The organism is Acinetobacter sp. HZNU-JH01, assembly GCF_037996845.1.
GTDB lineage: Bacteria > Pseudomonadota > Gammaproteobacteria > Pseudomonadales > Moraxellaceae > Acinetobacter > Acinetobacter haemolyticus.
Map to the genome: position 1 here is coordinate 1,083,660 of NZ_JBBMZX010000001.1, position 17,573 is coordinate 1,101,232.

A 17,573-nucleotide genomic window follows, 5' to 3' on the forward strand; every position below is an offset into this window, starting at 1 on the left:
ATGCTATCTCGTTTATTAAAATGTAAAATTCACCGTGCAGTTGTGACACATGCTGAACTTCATTATGAAGGTTCTTGCGCAATTGATGGTGTGTTGATGGATTTAGCAGGGATTCGTGAATACGAAGAGATTCACGTATGGAACGTAACTAACGGCAAACGCTTTACTACGTATGCGATTCGCGGTGAAGATGACTCAGGTATCATTTCAGTCAACGGTGGCGCAGCGCATCAAGCGGATGTAGGCGACTTAGTCATTATTGCAACTTTTGGTGACTTTACTGAAGTTGAAGCAAATGCACATAAACCACGTTTAGTTTATGCAAACCCAGACAATACAGTAAATCACACAGCAAACTGTATTCCTGTCCAAATCGCATAAGCTTTAAAGATTCCCAAAGAGCCAGTCAAAAATGAACTGGCTTTTTTATTGGATTTTATTCAATCACCCGACCAACATACAAAAACACCTACAAATGCCCTGCTAATTTACTCAACCAGACTTGCAATACGCGATCAGTATTTATTAAATAAATAGAAAATAACGATAATTTTAAATATATGGATATTATTAAAACACTCCGTAAGGTCACTATACTTGCAGAGCTTGATGATGCGGTACTGCAAGGCCTAGCAAGTGAATGTAGAATCAAATATTTACATACAGGTCAGCGACTTTATCAAGCGAATGATCCAGCACATCATGTGTATATTATTGTCTATGGACGTCTCAAACTCACATCCACAACAGGATTGTCAACCTACTTAGGACATCACGAAATCATCGGAGAAATGGGTGTCATTTCCGAACATCCCCATCACGGTACAGTGCATGCAATACGAGATACCGCTCTACTGACTATACCTCAACAACAGTTTATTGATTTTATCTACAAGCGTCCAAATGTATTATTGGCGCTATCTCGATTAATCATTGCTCGCTCACAACCAGAGTTACAACACACCCATGCAATGAGTCATAGCCGCACATTATCAATTGTTCCCGCAGCACCGCAGATACCCGCAATTCATCTTGCCGAAAAACTAACTGAACATCTGCAACGTTGGCCACATGTTCGTCTTATTACAGCAGCGCATGTAGATGCATTATTTGGCAGTGGCTTTAGCCAAACACCCTTGGATTACAGTGCTGATGATTTAAAATTACGTTTATGGTTAGCCAGTTTAGAAGAAGAGCATTGTTATGTGTTATACGCAGCCCACAGTCATTCTGATGAATGGGCAAAGCGTTGTTTACATCAAGCAGACCGTATTTTAATTCTCGCCGAAGCAAATTTAACGCCAATCCACACTCCCTTAGTGGATGTATTAAATCAACATCAATGGCAAAGTCCAATTGAATTGGTTGTATTACGTTCGGAGGGTGATCCCTCTCCACATACACTAGAATGGAAACGGCTCTATCGAGCCCGCGCTCATTATTTTATACATCCATGGGCACGAGCTGATATCAGTGCTGTGGCTCGACAAATTTCAAGCCAAGGACTCGGACTGGTTCTGGGTGGAGGTGGTGCACGCGGCTTTGCACATATTGGTCTCATACGTGCATTGGAACAACTACATATTCCAATTGATATCATCGGTGGAACAAGTATGGGCGCATTTGTAGCAGCCTTAGTGGCATGCGGTTTTGATAGTGTCGAAATGACCCATATTGCCTATGAAACCTTTGTAGCCCGAAATTATTTAAATGACTATACCATGCCAAGAGTGTCGCTAATCCGTGGTCAAAGGTTCCATAGTCGGCTCCAAGCTATTTTTGGGCAACGTCGGATCGAAGAGCTCAGGCAAAGTTATTATTGTATTTCAACCAACTTATCTACTGGCCAAGCCGTCATCCATGATCAAGGAGAACTTGCAACGTGGGTGGGCACAAGTATGAGCGTTCCAGGTGTTGCTCCACCTGTCGCATGGCATGAAAATTTATTATGTGATGGTGGCGTAATTAACAATCTGCCTACCGATGTAATGCAAAACCTCGAGAGAGGAACAATTATCGCAAGCAATGTCAGTTTAATTGATGATATTCGAGTCCCAGGAATTGGTTTAGATGAACCTGATCAAAGTGCTTTACTCAACTGGAATAAACTAATTAAAGATAAACTGTTACCTGCACCTAAACTCGCTGAAATTTTAATGCGTACTGCAACTCTGGCAAGCGACACCATGATTCAAACAGCCGCAATTGAACGCGCTCATTTACATATTCGTATGCCCATCGAAGGTATTGGCATGTTTGACTGGAATAAACTCGATGAACTGGTCGAACGAGGATATCAACATGCAATAGAAACACTACTCCCGATTCGAGACACACTCCCCCATGTCTAAATGTTATTTATTCTTGGTACTTGTATCTGATAATGATCCATCAATTGATCTAAATATTGATAAGTTTCCAGATCCAACTCTTGCATATATGCATCTAAAATCCTTTGACACTGCTGTTGTTTTTCCGGTGGCATCCGTCGTACAACATCAAAAGTGACATTCCATTGAGAACGAACCAAAGAAGCATATGCAATGTGTTGTAACACCTCCTCATCAATCTGTGCAATTGCTTTTGCAACTGCTTCTCTTGCCTCATCTTGCATATAATTTACAACAACCAACATATCTGGCCATAAGTCACAATGATCCGCTGCAGCCACAATACTTTGAATAATATCAGCCTGTCTTAGTGCGGGTAGATTCGCAACATAACGTTGAGCGTGATCAGATAAACATGCCACCACTGGTAACATATCCTCCCACAACTGATCTTCTTGCGCTGCCTGAATAATAGCATTGATGACTTTTTCCCCTTGTTTTACAGCTAAATCACCTAGATCACGCTTTAACTCATAACCAATATGACTCATCAACGCCAATAACTTGGGCCAAACCAACCGTTGTGCAGGATCACAAATGATCAAAAGTGCTTTCTCAATTCGTACTTTGGGTAAGACATGAACAAGATGATCTATGCGCTCCCTAGATTCAATATAAAATGCAATCTCAAGCAGATCACTTTCTTGCTCAATCATCTGCGCAACATCTTGAACAACATCATCTGATAACATCCCAACAAAGCGCCCCATGGTGACAAAATCACGCTGTTGCAACAGAATATTGGAAATGTCCTTAATTTGATGCGTCGTAAAATAGACCAACAACTCTCTCGCCAATCTCGGATCTAAATACACTGAAATAGCAGCAAGCGTATCTGCAGGTAGATGCTTCGCAATCTGATATAAATTTTCCGTCGATAAATGTACGGCGATTTGCGCCACAATAAGAGGATCTAAAAATCTTTTTACTAAGAAAACACTAAATCGATTGGGTAACCAACTCACCCACGATGCCAAATAACGAAAACGTGTTTTTTGTTGATCTTGCAGCAACTCAATAATTGCAAAACGAAATTGTCTTAAACTCTCTGGTGCAAGTGACTGTAAAAAATCCAATTGCTGCTCTGATACTTTCAAGATATGAGCAAGCTTTATAATTTCTGCATGTACAGCTAATCGAGTCATATACATCACCGATTGTCATTTCTGGATCGAAACAAGGCTCGAAGAAAAAAAGGCATTTGAAACAAGTGCTGATTGATTTTTCGATTTTCATCTTCAATGGTTTGCTGTAATTGCTGATTGAGCCAAGCAAGATGCTGCTCAGATAATTGTGAAAAATCTTGAAAGCTCATCACAGGACGCCTAAGTTGCTGTGCAAGCTGCTCTAAGGCTACTGTTTGTTCTTTTGTTGGTTCTTTGCTCATCATCCATTCTTCCGTGTTATTGTTGTTTTATCTATTCAGTGTAAGCTGAATTAAAAAATATTAGCAACTTTGCAAAAAATAAAAACATTGAGCCCATCATCATATTTTTTCATTTTTATAGAACGATTCATTCTATAAAAAGTTCTCTTTTTCAAAGCAACTTTGGCTATAATCAAATTACATCGCTTCAGGGCGGGGTGAAATTCCCCACCGGTGGTAAGTTAGGCATTAAACATAAATGACCTAATCAGCCCACGAGCTTGTATATATGTTTATATACTCGCAGATTTGGTGAAATGCCAAAGCCGACGGTATAGTCCGGATGAAAGAAGACGAAACCACCGAAACAATCTTTTGGTTTGTTTTGGTACGCGCTTATTTTTACATCAGTCCTGAAATGTTCAACCGTAGCTTATTTACGAGAGCGTTTCATTATGTCGAGTTTAATTCAACCCGAACTTTTCTTTTCAGCCCTTTCCCCAGCTGAACAACGTATTCAACAAGCTTTAGAAGATATTCGCCAAGGCAAACCAGTGTTGGTGATGGATGATTTTGACCGTGAAAATGAGGCCGATTTAATTATTGCTGCTGAAACTTTAACAGTCGAAGTTATGGCGCAAATGATTCGTGATGGTTCAGGTATTGTCTGTTTATGCCTAACAGAAGCATTGGCTGATCATTTAGCTCTTCCGCCTATGGTCGTGGATAACTCAAGTCAATTCAAAACTGCATTTACGGTAACAATTGAAGCCGCTCAAGGTGTAACCACAGGTGTCTCGGCCAAAGATCGCGTGACGACTGTTTTCGCCGCGACTCAAGACGGTGCTGTAGCAAGTGACCTCAGTCGCCCAGGACATGTATTTCCATTACGCGCACGTGATGGTGGTGTACTCACTCGTCGAGGTCATACTGAGGGAACGATTGACCTCGCCCGTTTAGCAGGCTTAAAACCTTCAGGTGTGTTGTGTGAATTGACCAATCCAGATGGCTCAATGGCCTCTGGTATTCAAGTTCTCGCTTATGCGCAAACCCATGGTCTCACGGTGATCAGTATTGAAGAGTTAGTCCAATACCGCTTAAAACATAATGTTTAATTATTAATTAATTGTCCCGTCCTGAAATAGATTGACAGTATTTCATTTCAAACCGAGTTAAGCAATTAGCTCGGTTTTCGCTTTCTCATACATCTGATTAGGAGTAATCATATTTAAACTTAAATGCGGTCTGTAGCAGTTATAAATCACTATAGATTCCGAAATTAAATGGTCTAACTCCTTCATCGTTTTACATCGTGTAGTTAAGAACTCCTGTTTGAGTATGCCATTGATTCGCTCTGCTAAAGCATTTTGGTAACAGTCTCCTCCATCTGTCATCGAGGGACTTATACCGTAATGCTGTAGTGCCGATTGATATAATTCAGAGCAATATTGAGAACCTCTATCTGAATGATGAATCAGGGTTGTTGCTCTATCTTTTATAGACTTCATTGCCATATGTAAGGCTTGTACAACATTCTCTGCCCGCATATCACTTGATAACTTATAACCTTTAATTTGTCGGGTATAGGCATCTGTCACAAGTGATAGATAATGCACACCCTCTGCACTTTCAACATAGGTAATATCACTAACAAAGACTTCATTTGCCCGTATTGGAGAATAATCCTTTAATAAATTAGGATGTTTCTTCATCCAGTGTTTGCTATCTGTAGTTTTGGTATAGCGACGTTTAGGGCGTATCAATAAATCATTCTCTTTTAATACTTTAAATAACTGATCTCGACCAAACTTCAGTCCTTGTTCTAGCAATTTTGGTTTGATCAGCCAATAGAGTTTACGCGTACCGATACTTGGCATCAAATAACGATACTCCATAACCAATTCAAGTACTTGCTGAGTTTCCCGAGCTTTGATTTGAGCACGTTTTTCTGATTGATAGTAAGCCTGTCGGGTGATTCCTATCCACTCACAATAACGTGAGACATTTAGTCTTCTTTGGGCTTGCCAATCTTTGAAACGTGCTCGGTATACTTTTTTCCAAGATCTCTCCCACATTCTTTGTCTATGTGATAAATCACATCTTGGATAAATTCAGTTTTTAGCTTTTCTGCGGCTAATTGTTTTTCCAACTGGCGAATGCGTTGTTGAGGGGTGAGTTGGCGTTTTGAAGTGGAAGGCATAGCTTTAGAAGTCCAATCTTGTTGTCCGTACTTACGTAACCATGTAAGCACAGTTGATCTTCCTTGAATACCATATTTTGCTTGAGCTTGTTTATAAGTGATTTGCCCTTTTTCTACCTCATGGACAATCAGCATTTTAAAGGCAAAACTGTAATCTCGTTGTGTTCGTTTAACTCGTTGTTCTTTTTCATATTCCATAAAATAAGCCTCTTAAGGGGTAAACTTATTTCAGGACGGGACAAATTAAACATTAAAAAAGCCTCGATCATTGATCTGACCCCAATAAGTTGGACGGTTTGATTAAGTCGCTTTTAAGGACTGGGTTCTGTACTGTACAGGACTCAGTCCTTTTAATTTAACCTTGATTCTTTCATGGTTATAATAGTGTATATATTCTTTCACTGTCTGTTCTAGTTCATCAACTGAATTAAATTTCTCTCCATAGAAACATTCAGATTTAAGTATGCCAAAGAAGCTTTCCATCACTGCATTATCCAAGCAGTTTCCTTTACGTGACATACTTTGTGTTAAACCATGCTGTTTCAATTGTTGCTGATAATGACGCATTTGGTATTGCCAACCTTGGTCTGAATGTAAAAGAGGCTTGTCATCGGGCTTGAGCTTACCTAACGCAGTGTCTAGCATGTTTTTGACTAGAGCATAATGTGGTCTGCGCTGGGTTTGAAATGCAATGATTTCTCCATTGAATAAGTCTATGACTGGAGATAAATACAATTTCTCACCACGTACATTAAATTCTGTCACATCCGTAGCCCACTTCAGATTTGGTTGATCCGCTTTAAATTGACGTTGTAATACATTGTCTACAATCTTACTCACTTGCCCTTTGTAAGAGCGATATTTCATCACCCTGATACGTGATTTAAGCTGCATAGACTGCATCAGCCGTTGAACACATTTATGGTTGATGATTCGTCCCATATTCCTTAAGGCAAGCGTAATCCTACGATAACCATATCGTCCCTTATGTTGATGATAAATCGCCTTTATTTGTTGTTTAAGATCACTATATTTATCTTCAAGTTTGCGTTGCTGTTCATGATAAAAATAGGTGCTTCGGCACTGCTGTCCCATAGTTTTGTTTAAATAAAAAACCTGAGTCCAAAATAGTTAAAATATAAGTGCGAACAAACACTTTAACTACAAGGACTCAGGTTTTGTCACATCAGAATACCGTATTTCATCAATTACTTAAACCTATTTCACGATGTGATTTTGAACGTCTTGCCAAGCAGCATCATTGTGGACAAAAATTAAGATCAGCCACACGCTGGGATCAGTTTATTGCCATATTGATGTCCCAGCTGTCCTGTCGGCAAAGCTTAAGAGATATTCAATCCAATCTCGAATCACAGCAGGAAAAGCTCTATCACCTCGGTGCTAAGACTATTGCACGAAGCACCTTGGCAAGAATCAATCAAGAACAACCTGCCAGCCTATATCAGCAATTATTTACTCAGTTACTTCGGCATTGTGAAAACACAAAGATTGCACATAAATTTCGATTTAAGAATCCGCTGTATTCACTTGATGCAAGCCACATTGATCTTTCACTGTCCTTATGCGAATGGGCAAAAGTACATGAATCCAAAGCGAGCATTAAACTGACAGTTGGATTAAATCACAGCAATACGATTCCTGAATTTGTTGCACTCGGAGATGGTATTGAAAATGATATGGTGCAAGGCAGATTACTCAAATTTCCACCTGGAAGTATCGTAGTTTTTGACAAGGGGTATGTTGATTATCAGTGGTTTGCAGAGATGACTGACCGAAAAGTCAGCTTTGTGACACGGCTAAGACCGAAGACGGTTTATGAAGTAAAGTCAAAACGTGAAGTATACGCTTGCAAAGGAATTCTTGCGGATGAATATATTGAGTTGAGCAGTGATTATGCTAAAAAGCGTGGTGCACCGAAGCGATTAAGACGAATAGAATTTTATGATGTTGAAAAGAAAAGGACATTTGAATTTCTAAGTAACAACTTTCATCTAGCTGCATCGACTATTGCAGCAATTTACAAAGATCGTTGGAAAGTAGAATTATTTTTCAAAGCGATTAAACAGAATTTAAAATTGAAATCATTTCTAGGTCGAAGCCGAAATGCCATACAAACTCAAATATGGATTGCATTAATTGCCTATTTATTAGTGAGTTTTGCAAAACATATGGCTCATGAGGGATGGACTGTCCAGAGATTATTAAGAATTATTCAGGTCAATTTATTTGAAAGAAAACTTCTAAAGGCATTATTTTTACCCGATAAGAAGTGGCGAAAACAAGAAGAACCTCAATTGAGGTTCTTCTTGGAATAATTGTGGGACAGCAGTGGGTGCTTCGGGCCATTTGAGCTGCATGCAATAAATGCTTTAGCTCATGATCTTGCCTTAATCCTGATATAAGTTCTGCAAACGCTGCTGTTCGGCTGCTTCTTTTGCTTCTTGTTCCAGTCTTAAGGCTCTCCGCTTTTTTAAAAGTGCAACCTCAGCTCGTAGATATGCAAGTTCTTCAAGCAACTGTTCCTGTGTTTTATCGCGATCTGCTTGAGAATATTGAGTTCTGGTTCTTTGCGGCTTTGGCATCTGTTTGGCTCGTCCTTTAGGTTTGGCTTTTAAGCCATCTATACCATATTCATGATATAGATTTAACCATTGCAGAATGGTTGCTTTTTCTCTGATATGAAACCGTTGTGAAGCCTCTTTAGCTGAAAGTCCTTCATTTAAAAGGCTTTGTACAACTTGAAATTTAAATTCTTGAGAATAGTGGGATTTAGTGGTTTTTACACTTAAACCTGAAATACCATATTGTTCAAAAGCTGTAACCCATTTCTGAACATCCATATGGTCAACACTAAATTTTTGACCTGTAGCAACCTTTCCAAAACCGGATAAGTAGTACTGGACAACCTCAAGTTTAAATTCTTGAGAATATTTAGCCATAGAAAAGCACCCTTCAAATTAGACTAAAAGTGTCCAACTTTCGGGGTGCAGTTCACATTCGAGGCTTTTTGATCAATATAGTTATGAAACCTTTCGCTCAATATTTAATTGATCAACCACCTCAATCAATTGGCCAAATTCAGAAATATATGCAACAGGTTGTACCTGAGCTAACTCTTGCGTTGTTCCATAACCATAATTCACAGCAATAGTTTCGATCCCGTTTGCGCGTGCACCAATGACATCATATTGACGATCTCCCACCATAATGCAGTGCTGAGCATTCAACTGCTCTTGCTCAAGAATATAAGCAATTAAATCTGCTTTATTGGTACGTTCCCCTGTTAACTCACTACCATACATTTCAGTAAAATACTGATCTAACTGGAAATGAACCAAAATTTGCTTTGCATAAACTGTGGGCTTCGCTGTTGCAAGAAATAATTGATATCCTTGTGTTTGTAGGTGCCGTAAAGTTCCTTCCACTGTTGGATAGACTTCATTTTCAAATAAGCCTGTCACTGAAAAGCGCTCGCGGTAAGCAGCTAAAGCTTGTTCGGCCAAATCATCATCTTGAGTATCTAATAATTTTGCTAATGAGGCTTTCAAAGGTGGACCAATCGTCCAATCTAAATCAACTTCATCGGCCAATGGTTGATTGAGCTTTTCTAACGCATAACGAATCGAACCATGAATTCCTGTTTTAGGATCGGTTAATGTCCCATCTAAATCAATCAGTATGTTTTTGATCGTCATTCGTTCAATCTCTTAAAGCCTTACACAACATAGTCGAGAGTTTCTCGAAACTTCCCTATACTAACGTAAATGAAAACATAAAAGGAAATTGCAGTGCGTCCGACCGTACTTTGTTTTTCAGGTTTAGATCCATCAGGCGGTGCAGGTCTACAGGCAGATATTGAAGCGATTGGACAAAGTGGTGCACATGCTGCAATTGCTTGTACTGCTTTAACCATTCAAAACTCACAGCAAGTATTTGGTTTTGAAGCAACCTCAAAAGAACTATTATTGGCTCAAGCAAATGCTGTGGTCGGTGATTTACCGATTAAGTGCGTAAAATCAGGTATGTTAGGCACAACCGATAATATTGCAGCATTGGCTGAATTCTTACTCGCTCACCCAGAGTATTTATATGTGCTGGATCCTGTTCTGGTTGCAAATAGCGGTGGTTCACTGGGCGATCAAGCGACTTTGGTAAAAGCATTTGCTGAGTTAATTCCCCTAGCAACAGTCATTACCCCCAATACCGTTGAGCTCAGAGCTTTAACTGGAGTTGATGACATCGAGCAAGCCACACAAACATTATTTGAAATGGGTGCAAAAGCAGTCCTTGTTAAAGGTGGGCATGAAGATACCTCTGATCATATCCGTAATGTACTCTATGTTGATGGGAAAATGATTGCTGAAAGTCAATGCCCTCGCCTAGATGGTGAATATCATGGCTCGGGTTGCTCTTTGGCAAGTTTTATTGCAGGGCGCTTAGCCCTCGGTGATTCACTCAAAATTGCGGTACAGCATGCTGAAACATGGTTATTTGGCGTGTTAAAACATGCGGAAACACCCGTACCCAATGGGCAAAAGATTCCAAAACGGTTTTAAGCCACGTATATTGAGATCCATCATCTCTGTATGTCCCGTCCTGAAATAGATTGACAGTATTTCATTTCAAACCGAGTTAAGCAATTAGCTCGGTTTTCGCTTTCTCATACATCTGATTAGGAGTAATCATATTTAAACTTAAATGCGGTCTGTAGCAGTTATAAATCACTATAGATTCCGAAATTAAATGGTCTAACTCCTTCATCGTTTTACATCGTGTAGTTAAGAACTCCTGTTTGAGTATGCCATTGATTCGCTCTGCTAAAGCATTTTGGTAACAGTCTCCTCCATCTGTCATCGAGGGACTTATACCGTAATGCTGTAGTGCCGATTGATATAATTCAGAGCAATATTGAGAACCTCTATCTGAATGATGAATCAGGGTTGTTGCTCTATCTTTTATAGACTTCATTGCCATATGTAAGGCTTGTACAACATTCTCTGCCCGCATATCACTTGATAACTTATAACCTTTAATTTGTCGGGTATAGGCATCTGTCACAAGTGATAGATAATGCACACCCTCTGCACTTTCAACATAGGTAATATCACTAACAAAGACTTCATTTGCCCGTATTGGAGAATAATCCTTTAATAAATTAGGATGTTTCTTCATCCAGTGTTTGCTATCTGTAGTTTTGGTATAGCGACGTTTAGGGCGTATCAATAAATCATTCTCTTTTAATACTTTAAATAACTGATCTCGACCAAACTTCAGTCCTTGTTCTAGCAATTTTGGTTTGATCAGCCAATAGAGTTTACGCGTACCGATACTTGGCATCAAATAACGATACTCCATAACCAATTCAAGTACTTGCTGAGTTTCCCGAGCTTTGATTTGAGCACGTTTTTCTGATTGATAGTAAGCCTGTCGGGTGATTCCTATCCACTCACAATAACGTGAGACATTTAGTCTTCTTTGGGCTTGCCAATCTTTGAAACGTGCTCGGTATACTTTTTTCCAAGATCTCTCCCACATTCTTTGTCTATGTGATAAATCACATCTTGGATAAATTCAGTTTTTAGCTTTTCTGCGGCTAATTGTTTTTCCAACTGGCGAATGCGTTGTTGAGGGGTGAGTTGGCGTTTTGAAGTGGAAGGCATAGCTTTAGAAGTCCAATCTTGTTGTCCGTACTTACGTAACCATGTAAGCACAGTTGATCTTCCTTGAATACCATATTTTGCTTGAGCTTGTTTATAAGTGATTTGCCCTTTTTCTACCTCATGGACAATCAGCATTTTAAAGGCAAAACTGTAATCTCGTTGTGTTCGTTTAACTCGTTGTTCTTTTTCATATTCCATAAAATAAGCCTCTTAAGGGGTAAACTTATTTCAGGACGGGACAGTATCTCCATTAAAAAAGGCGCTCAATGCGCCTTTTTTACAATTCGTAGATTATTGTGGGATACGTAAGACTTGACCTGGGAAAATATCATCTGCATTTTTCAATAAAGGTCGATTTGCTTCAAAAATTTTATTGTATTGGTTTGGATCACCGTAATACTCTTTAGAAATCTTTGACAGATTGTCTCCTGATTTCACTGTATAGAATTTACTTTCTGGCTCAGCGGTTTCAACTGTCATTTGATCATCAACCTGTGCCACATGATCGATATTACCCACAGCAAGAATGATTTTTTCTTTATCCGCCTGACTTTTTACCTGCCCTTTAATCACAGCAGTATCAGTTGTACCGTTATATGTCACGGACAGACCTTCCACCCCTAATCCTAAACTCTTAATTAAACCTAATAATTTATTTGCAATCTCTTGAGCTGATGGCTCAGCTGGTGTTGCTGGCGCAGCTTGTGGTTCCGCTGGTGCTGTATTTTTCTTACCAATACCTTTTACAAAATCAAAAAGACCCATTGTTATTTCCTCTGTAATTATTTATGAAGATTGGCCTCAATCGACCTAATTTCTAGTTATACCTAAAAAATAAATGCTACAGGTTTCAATTTAAAGCGGTCTTGTAAATAAATGTACAGTGATCTGCTGCAACATTTTTTACTTTTTTGATTCTTAGATTCAAAAAATGAAAAGCCACCTTACGGTAGCCTTTGATCGCTAAAATGGATGATACGATTACATGTCGCCTTCCACATTAGTCATTATATAGTCAATTGCAGCTTGGACTGTCGTAATTTTCTCTGCATCTTCATCTGGGATTTCAAAGCCAAACTCTTCTTCAAAAGCCATAACCAATTCAACGATATCCAAAGAATCAGCGCCTAAATCATCGACAAAAATTGCGCTAGGTACGACCTCTTCCTCATCTACGCCGAGTTGTTCAACGATAATTTGTTTAACTCGCATTTCGATACTCATAATATTTCCTTTTGTTGTTATGATTTAATAATTTATTTTAAATAGCATAGATTTTATACACTTAAATAAACTCATTTCATATTCAGTGTTTATTTTTTTCTTGTAAAAATATGTATAAATCCTCTCAAGTAAAAAATTGAGCACATAAAAAAGCCACCTTTCGGTGGCTTTTCAATCATGCAATATGATTAACCAAGTTTTTTGGTTACATAATCAATTGCTGATTGAACCGTAGTGATTTCATTTGAATCTTCATCAGGAATCGTGATGTCGAAATCATTTTCAAAAGACATTACAAGTTCAACCAAATCTAAAGAGTCAGCACCCAAATCATCCATGAAAGATGCTTCGTTCTTAATCTCTTCAGCACGCATACCTAATTGTTCAGCTACTGCTTGTTTGATGCGTTGTTCGATATCGCTCACAGGAATTCTCCTCATTGCTTGTGGCGTTTTAATTTGCCACTAGTTTAATTGAATATAAAAACTTTTAAAAGTTTATACATCGCCAGTTAGGCCATGTATAAACCACCATTTACGTGTAAAACTGTACCAGTAATGTAACTCGCCTTGTCGCTAGCAAGGAAACTCACTGCATTTGCAATATCTTGAGGCTCACCTAAACGATTTAAAGCAACTTGATCAGTCATTTTTTTGCGAATTTCTTCGCTTAACTGATCCGTCATTTCAGTCGCAATGAAGCCTGGCGCAACACTGTTCACTGTAATCTGACGGCTGCCCATCTCTTTCGCTAAGCTACGACTAAATGCTTCAATCCCTGCTTTTGCTGCTGAGTAGTTTGCTTGTCCTGGATTGGCAAAATGCGCTACAACAGAACTGATGTTAATAATGCGCCCAAAGCGAGCTTTGGTCATGCCTTTCAATACGCGCTTGGATAAGCGGTAAACGGCTTTCAGATGGATATTGAGAATATCATCCCAATCATCTTCAGACATACGCAATAACAAGTTATCTTTGGTAATACCCGCATTGTTTACCAATACAAGAACTGAACCATATTTCTGTTCAATATCTGAAACAAGTGCATCTATTGCTTCGCCGTTACGAACATCGAGTACAGCACCTGCTCCATGTTCAGCAAAGCTTTCTGTCAGTTTTTGCGCGCCTGATTCAGAGGTCGCGGTTCCAACTACAAAAAAACCGTCTTGAATGAGTTGCTGTGCAATAGCTGCGCCAATACCACGGCTTGCTCCTGTCACTAACGCAACTTTTCGTTGTTGTGTCATGCAATTTTTCCTTCTGCCACTAACACTGCGTTTAGGGCATCTTCCATACGTGCTTTGCTATCAATGGCAAATGCTTTTTCTATGTTCGGTAATCGCTTTGCAAGATTGCTAAGTACAGTACCAGGTCCACATTCGACCACGTACTGAATACCTTGATCCTGTAGATATTGCATGGTGCGTGTCCATTGTACCGATTGGTACAATTGAGCTGTTAAAGCCTGACGCAATTGAGCAACATCTGTCGCGATTTCCGCGTTGACATTTTGTATTACAGGAAGGCATGGTAGCTCAATGGCAGTTTGTTCCAAAGCTTCAGCAAACTTTTCTGCGGCTGGCTTCATTAATGAACAATGAGACGGCACAGATACTGGTAGGGCAATCGCTTTACCAGATTGCTCCTTCGCTTCAGCCATCACTTGTTGAACCAATGCTGCACTACCCGCAATCACGACTTGACCTTGTGCATTATAATTTGCAGCTTCCACTGAGCCTTGACCTGCCGCAGATACTTGCTGACAAAGCTCAACAACTTTTTCATCCGCTAAACCAAGAATAGCAGCCATTGCCCCCTCACCTTGAGGTACAGCACTCTGCATCAGTTTGCCACGTAAATGAACCAGTTTTACAGCATCAGCCAATGTCATCGCTTCCGCAGCAACCAACGCGCTATATTCCCCTAAAGAGTGTCCAGCCAAGTATTTCGGTGTAATACCACCTAACTCTAACCATACACGCCATAAGGCAATACTGGCAGTCAATAACACTGGCTGTGTATTTTCAGTTTGGTCTAAGCCTTCACCACTTTGAGCAATATGCCAAAGATCAAAACCGAGTGCTTCAGACGCCTCAGCAAAAGTCTCTCTAACAACACTGAATTGCTCTGCAAGTTCAGCAAGCATACCTACTTTTTGTGAACCTTGACCTGGAAAAACAAATGCAGTTTTTGTTGCTTGAGCTGCCTGCTCAAGTCGTTTAGTCGACATATAAAAATCCTTAAATTAGTCTATCGCCAATTTGATCAACACCCATAATTCTACATGAGAATAGCAATAGACTCTTTAGCGATGCGGCAATTTAACATTGATTTAATCTTTTTATAATTGCGAAAAACAACAAAAAAGGGAGCTTTCGCTCCCATTTTTTCTATACTTTAAGCTAACGCTTAATGCATATGATTCAATTATTCAGCATCAGCTGCTTTAGCGAATAATTGACGACCACGGTAAATACCATCTTTAGTCACGTGGTGACGACGGTGAGTTTCACCAGTAGTTTGGTCTACAGATAATGCATTCTCGGTTAAAGCGTCATGTGAACGGCGCATGTCACGGCGAGAGCGACTTTTACGGTTTTGCTGAACGGCCATGATGGCTCCTTACAAAGATCGAAAAAATGGATCAGAACAAATTCAGTTGTCTTAACTCAACATTATAACATAAATTATGAGTTAAGTTTACCCTTCAAACCTGCCAAAACATCAAACGGATTATCCCGTTTTTCTTCGACAACGTCCTGAATGGTAGGTCGATGTTTATGCTCACAAGCATCATGCTTAGGAGATAAAGGCACCAACAATAACAGTTCATCTTCTAGCAATGCGAGTAAATCAATCGAAGCAGGCGTATCAAAATCACCTTTTTTCGAAAATTCACTTTCACCTAAAACGATGAAATCAGCATCCTCATCCAAGCGCTCTATCAGTGACTCATCATCGATTAAAGCCAAATGGAAATCTGAAACAAGTTCAGTTTCAACAGTATCCAAACAACGTTGGCATTCCATTGGAACTCTTGTATCAATATGTCCATCTAACCATACAATGCGATGATAGGCATCCATTGATAGCTTACAGTCTATGTTGATCAATTGATCATTAATTGATCCAACAGCTTCACGGGCGATACGAGCAAAGCGAGACAATGGCAGTGTTCCTGACCATGTAAAGCCCTGTTCAGCCCATTTAAACGGCTCAATCTGTGCCGGAAAGGTATTTGCTGACATAATTAAGGCGGCAATTCTACAAATTCATCGGTACTCTGTCAAAGATTAAGATACAATTTTGCACTTCTTTAGACAGAACTCGGGGTAAATTAAGCAATGCACCTGTTGCAGCCGCAACTTGAAGTAACAACTTCATTACTTGTTAGCACCCATTCAACCACTGCTCCTGTTTTAACACCAGATCAAGTGCAACGTTCATCTTGGCAAAAGTTAACAACAGAACCAGAACAGGTTGATTGGCTTATTTTACACTTTAATCACTGGTTTTCCCACCATAATGTCACACTTGTTAAAGGTGAATTTGAACCAGAATATTTCCCTGCGGAAAATGGACAACCTGCAAGAATCCAATTTGCGCATGGTTTTTTTAATAGTGCCCTGCATGAAATTAGTCATTGGACGATTTCTGGCGCACAACGTCGTCTATTACCTGATTTGGGTTATTGGTATGCACCAGATGGTCGAACGGCTGAACAACAGGCGCTTTTTGAACAAGTTGAAATCAAGCCACAAGCGATTGAATGGTTATTTGCTACTGCCTTTGGTCGAAAGTTCCGAGTATCTTTAGATAATTTGACGGGTGATAGTGGTAACGGACAACAATTTAAAGACAATGTGTTCTCTCAAGTCCAACGTTACTTTTCTGACGAAGCAAAATTACCAGATGATGCAGCTCATTTTATTTATTACATCTGTCTATGTACACGTAATGGCTTAGCGTTACAACGCGATGAATTTAAACGCGAACAGCTTGATTAAATGACAAAATTATCACATCTGAGACTTGCATCCTCCCCTATACACGTTTCATACTAAATTCAGCCATAAAGATCAGGGAGTTATAATAATGTTGCATTTACATATTCATCCTGAAAATCCTCAGGCTCGCTTAATCACTCAAGCTGTAGATCGCATTCGCGCTGGTGATGTCGTAGTTTATCCGACTGATGCAGCCTATGCGATTGGTTGTCAGATTGGTAATAAAAGTGCGATGGAACGAATTGCTCAAATTCGTGGTTTAGGTCCAAAACATCAATATGCGATTATGTGCTGTGATTTATCCGACATTGCGACCTATGCCAAAGTGGATAATGCCATGTATCGGCTGTTAAAAAATAATACCCCTGCCGTCACCACCTTTATTTTGCCCGCCACCAGTGAAGTGCCAAAGCGTTTGATGCACCCGAAGAAAAAAACCATTGGTTTACGCATCCCAAGCAATCCAATTGCCCAGGCTTTATTAAAGGAACTGGGCGAACCGTTGTTGACCAGCACCCTGATTTTACCTGATCAAACAGATCCTTTGGATGACCCATTTGATATTGAAAATCAGCTCGGTAAACGTATTGATGTATTTATCGATAGTGGTTTCGGTACTTTATCCACGACTAGTATTGTCGATTTGTCAGGTGAAAACCCTGAAATTATTCGTCGCGGGGTTGGTGACGTCAGCGCGTTTGAATAA

The 17,573-nt window shown here is 39.6% G+C and carries 20 protein-coding genes, 1 pseudogene and 1 riboswitch; of the genes and pseudogenes, 7 read left to right on the forward strand and 14 right to left on the reverse strand.

The annotated features are described in order from the left end of the window. Together panD and AAC851_RS05175 are read left to right on the forward strand one after the other, a co-directional pair. Complete coding sequence (gene panD, locus AAC851_RS05170; protein WP_004638150.1) at positions 1–381, forward strand: aspartate 1-decarboxylase; 381 nt, start codon at positions 1–3, stop codon at positions 379–381. A 179-nt stretch (positions 382–560) separates the two neighbouring features. Beyond that, a complete protein-coding gene (locus tag AAC851_RS05175) occupies positions 561–2,351 on the forward strand; it encodes a patatin-like phospholipase family protein (RefSeq protein ID WP_340600601.1) in 1,791 nt (596 codons plus the stop codon). Here AAC851_RS05175 and AAC851_RS05180 read toward each other — a convergent pair. Both AAC851_RS05180 and AAC851_RS05185 read right to left on the reverse strand, forming a co-directional pair. Beyond that, positions 2,348–3,535: a hypothetical protein gene (locus AAC851_RS05180; RefSeq protein WP_340600602.1), complete on the reverse strand. Its 1,188-nt coding sequence runs from the start codon at positions 3,533–3,535 to the stop codon at positions 2,348–2,350. The two genes, AAC851_RS05175 and AAC851_RS05180, sit on opposite strands and share 4 nt — an antisense overlap. A gap of 5 nt (positions 3,536–3,540) precedes the next feature. Next, the gene (locus tag AAC851_RS05185; RefSeq protein WP_005091467.1) at positions 3,541–3,780 is read right to left on the reverse strand and encodes a hypothetical protein; all 240 of its coding nucleotides are present in this window, start codon (positions 3,778–3,780) and stop codon (positions 3,541–3,543) included. 177 nt (positions 3,781–3,957) lie between these two features. Further along, positions 3,958–4,115: riboswitch (FMN riboswitch) on the forward strand. 96 nt (positions 4,116–4,211) lie between these two features. Here AAC851_RS05185 and ribB point away from each other — a divergent pair. Next, the gene (ribB, locus tag AAC851_RS05190; protein WP_005081497.1) at positions 4,212–4,871 is read left to right on the forward strand and encodes a 3,4-dihydroxy-2-butanone-4-phosphate synthase; all 660 of its coding nucleotides are present in this window, start codon (positions 4,212–4,214) and stop codon (positions 4,869–4,871) included. 57 nt (positions 4,872–4,928) lie between these two features. On the opposite strand, the gene AAC851_RS05195 is transcribed toward ribB, so the two are convergent. Further along, positions 4,929–6,154, reverse strand: a protein-coding gene (locus tag AAC851_RS05195; RefSeq protein ID WP_340600449.1) for an IS3 family transposase whose coding sequence is annotated in 2 segments (ribosomal slippage) — positions 4,929–5,815 and positions 5,815–6,154 — 1,227 coding nt in all. Because the reading frame shifts where the segments join, the coding sequence is not laid out codon by codon here. A 102-nt stretch (positions 6,155–6,256) separates the two neighbouring features. After that, positions 6,257–7,036: pseudogene (locus tag AAC851_RS05200) on the reverse strand (IS3 family transposase); the annotation flags it as partial. A 98-nt stretch (positions 7,037–7,134) separates the two neighbouring features. Here AAC851_RS05200 and AAC851_RS05205 point away from each other — a divergent pair. Next, positions 7,135–8,292 carry an IS4 family transposase gene (locus AAC851_RS05205; RefSeq protein ID WP_008942576.1) on the forward strand — a complete coding sequence of 386 codons (1,158 nt, stop codon included), beginning with the start codon at positions 7,135–7,137 and terminating at the stop codon, positions 8,290–8,292. 72 nt (positions 8,293–8,364) lie between these two features. Here the strand turns inward: AAC851_RS05205 and AAC851_RS05210 are convergent, their stop codons facing one another. Together AAC851_RS05210 and AAC851_RS05215 are read right to left on the reverse strand one after the other, a co-directional pair. After that, positions 8,365–8,916 (reverse strand): helix-turn-helix domain-containing protein, encoded by a 552-nt coding sequence (locus AAC851_RS05210; protein ID WP_340600603.1) that lies wholly within the window; start codon positions 8,914–8,916, stop codon positions 8,365–8,367. Between the two features lie 81 nt (positions 8,917–8,997). After that, positions 8,998–9,672 carry an HAD-IA family hydrolase gene (locus AAC851_RS05215; RefSeq protein WP_335963703.1) on the reverse strand — a complete coding sequence of 225 codons (675 nt, stop codon included), beginning with the start codon at positions 9,670–9,672 and terminating at the stop codon, positions 8,998–9,000. A 93-nt stretch (positions 9,673–9,765) separates the two neighbouring features. Between AAC851_RS05215 and AAC851_RS05220 the strand changes: the two genes are divergently transcribed. Continuing rightward, a complete protein-coding gene (locus AAC851_RS05220; protein ID WP_161422062.1) occupies positions 9,766–10,533 on the forward strand; it encodes a hydroxymethylpyrimidine/phosphomethylpyrimidine kinase in 768 nt (255 codons plus the stop codon). 76 nt (positions 10,534–10,609) lie between these two features. Here AAC851_RS05220 and AAC851_RS05225 read toward each other — a convergent pair. The 8 genes from AAC851_RS05225 to AAC851_RS05260 all read right to left on the reverse strand — a co-directional run bounded on the left by AAC851_RS05225 (position 10,610) and on the right by AAC851_RS05260 (position 16,108). Next, positions 10,610–11,835 (reverse strand): IS3 family transposase gene (locus AAC851_RS05225; protein ID WP_340600449.1). Its coding sequence is split into 2 segments (ribosomal slippage): positions 10,610–11,496 and positions 11,496–11,835, totalling 1,227 coding nucleotides; the frame shifts between segments, so codons are not numbered across the junction. 93 nt (positions 11,836–11,928) lie between these two features. Then, complete coding sequence (gene lysM / locus AAC851_RS05230) at positions 11,929–12,402, reverse strand: peptidoglycan-binding protein LysM (protein ID WP_005081486.1); 474 nt, start codon at positions 12,400–12,402, stop codon at positions 11,929–11,931. A gap of 216 nt (positions 12,403–12,618) precedes the next feature. Beyond that, positions 12,619–12,861: an acyl carrier protein gene (gene acpP / locus AAC851_RS05235; RefSeq protein WP_161421829.1), complete on the reverse strand. Its 243-nt coding sequence runs from the start codon at positions 12,859–12,861 to the stop codon at positions 12,619–12,621. A gap of 188 nt (positions 12,862–13,049) precedes the next feature. Continuing rightward, positions 13,050–13,286, reverse strand: a complete 237-nt coding sequence (gene acpP, locus AAC851_RS05240; protein WP_004655272.1) for an acyl carrier protein — start codon at positions 13,284–13,286, stop codon at positions 13,050–13,052. Positions 13,287–13,372: 86 nt separating this feature from the next. Beyond that, on the reverse strand, positions 13,373–14,107 hold the full coding sequence (gene fabG / locus AAC851_RS05245) for a 3-oxoacyl-ACP reductase FabG (RefSeq protein ID WP_004638137.1): 735 nt from the start codon (positions 14,105–14,107) through the stop codon (positions 13,373–13,375). Then, on the reverse strand, positions 14,104–15,090 hold the full coding sequence (gene fabD, locus AAC851_RS05250) for an ACP S-malonyltransferase (RefSeq protein ID WP_017396104.1): 987 nt from the start codon (positions 15,088–15,090) through the stop codon (positions 14,104–14,106). The genes fabG and fabD overlap by 4 nt, the downstream gene beginning before the upstream one ends. A 197-nt stretch (positions 15,091–15,287) precedes the next feature. Then, positions 15,288–15,473: a 50S ribosomal protein L32 gene (rpmF, locus tag AAC851_RS05255; protein ID WP_004638135.1), complete on the reverse strand. Its 186-nt coding sequence runs from the start codon at positions 15,471–15,473 to the stop codon at positions 15,288–15,290. Between the two features lie 74 nt (positions 15,474–15,547). Further along, positions 15,548–16,108: a YceD family protein gene (locus AAC851_RS05260; protein ID WP_005081479.1), complete on the reverse strand. Its 561-nt coding sequence runs from the start codon at positions 16,106–16,108 to the stop codon at positions 15,548–15,550. 96 nt (positions 16,109–16,204) lie between these two features. On the opposite strand from AAC851_RS05260, the gene AAC851_RS05265 reads away from it, so the two are divergent. Then, positions 16,205–16,867 (forward strand): elongation factor P hydroxylase, encoded by a 663-nt coding sequence (locus AAC851_RS05265; RefSeq protein ID WP_340600604.1) that lies wholly within the window; start codon positions 16,205–16,207, stop codon positions 16,865–16,867. An 88-nt stretch (positions 16,868–16,955) separates the two neighbouring features. Then, positions 16,956–17,573, forward strand: coding sequence for an L-threonylcarbamoyladenylate synthase (locus tag AAC851_RS05270; RefSeq protein ID WP_340600605.1), 618 nt, complete (start codon positions 16,956–16,958; stop codon positions 17,571–17,573).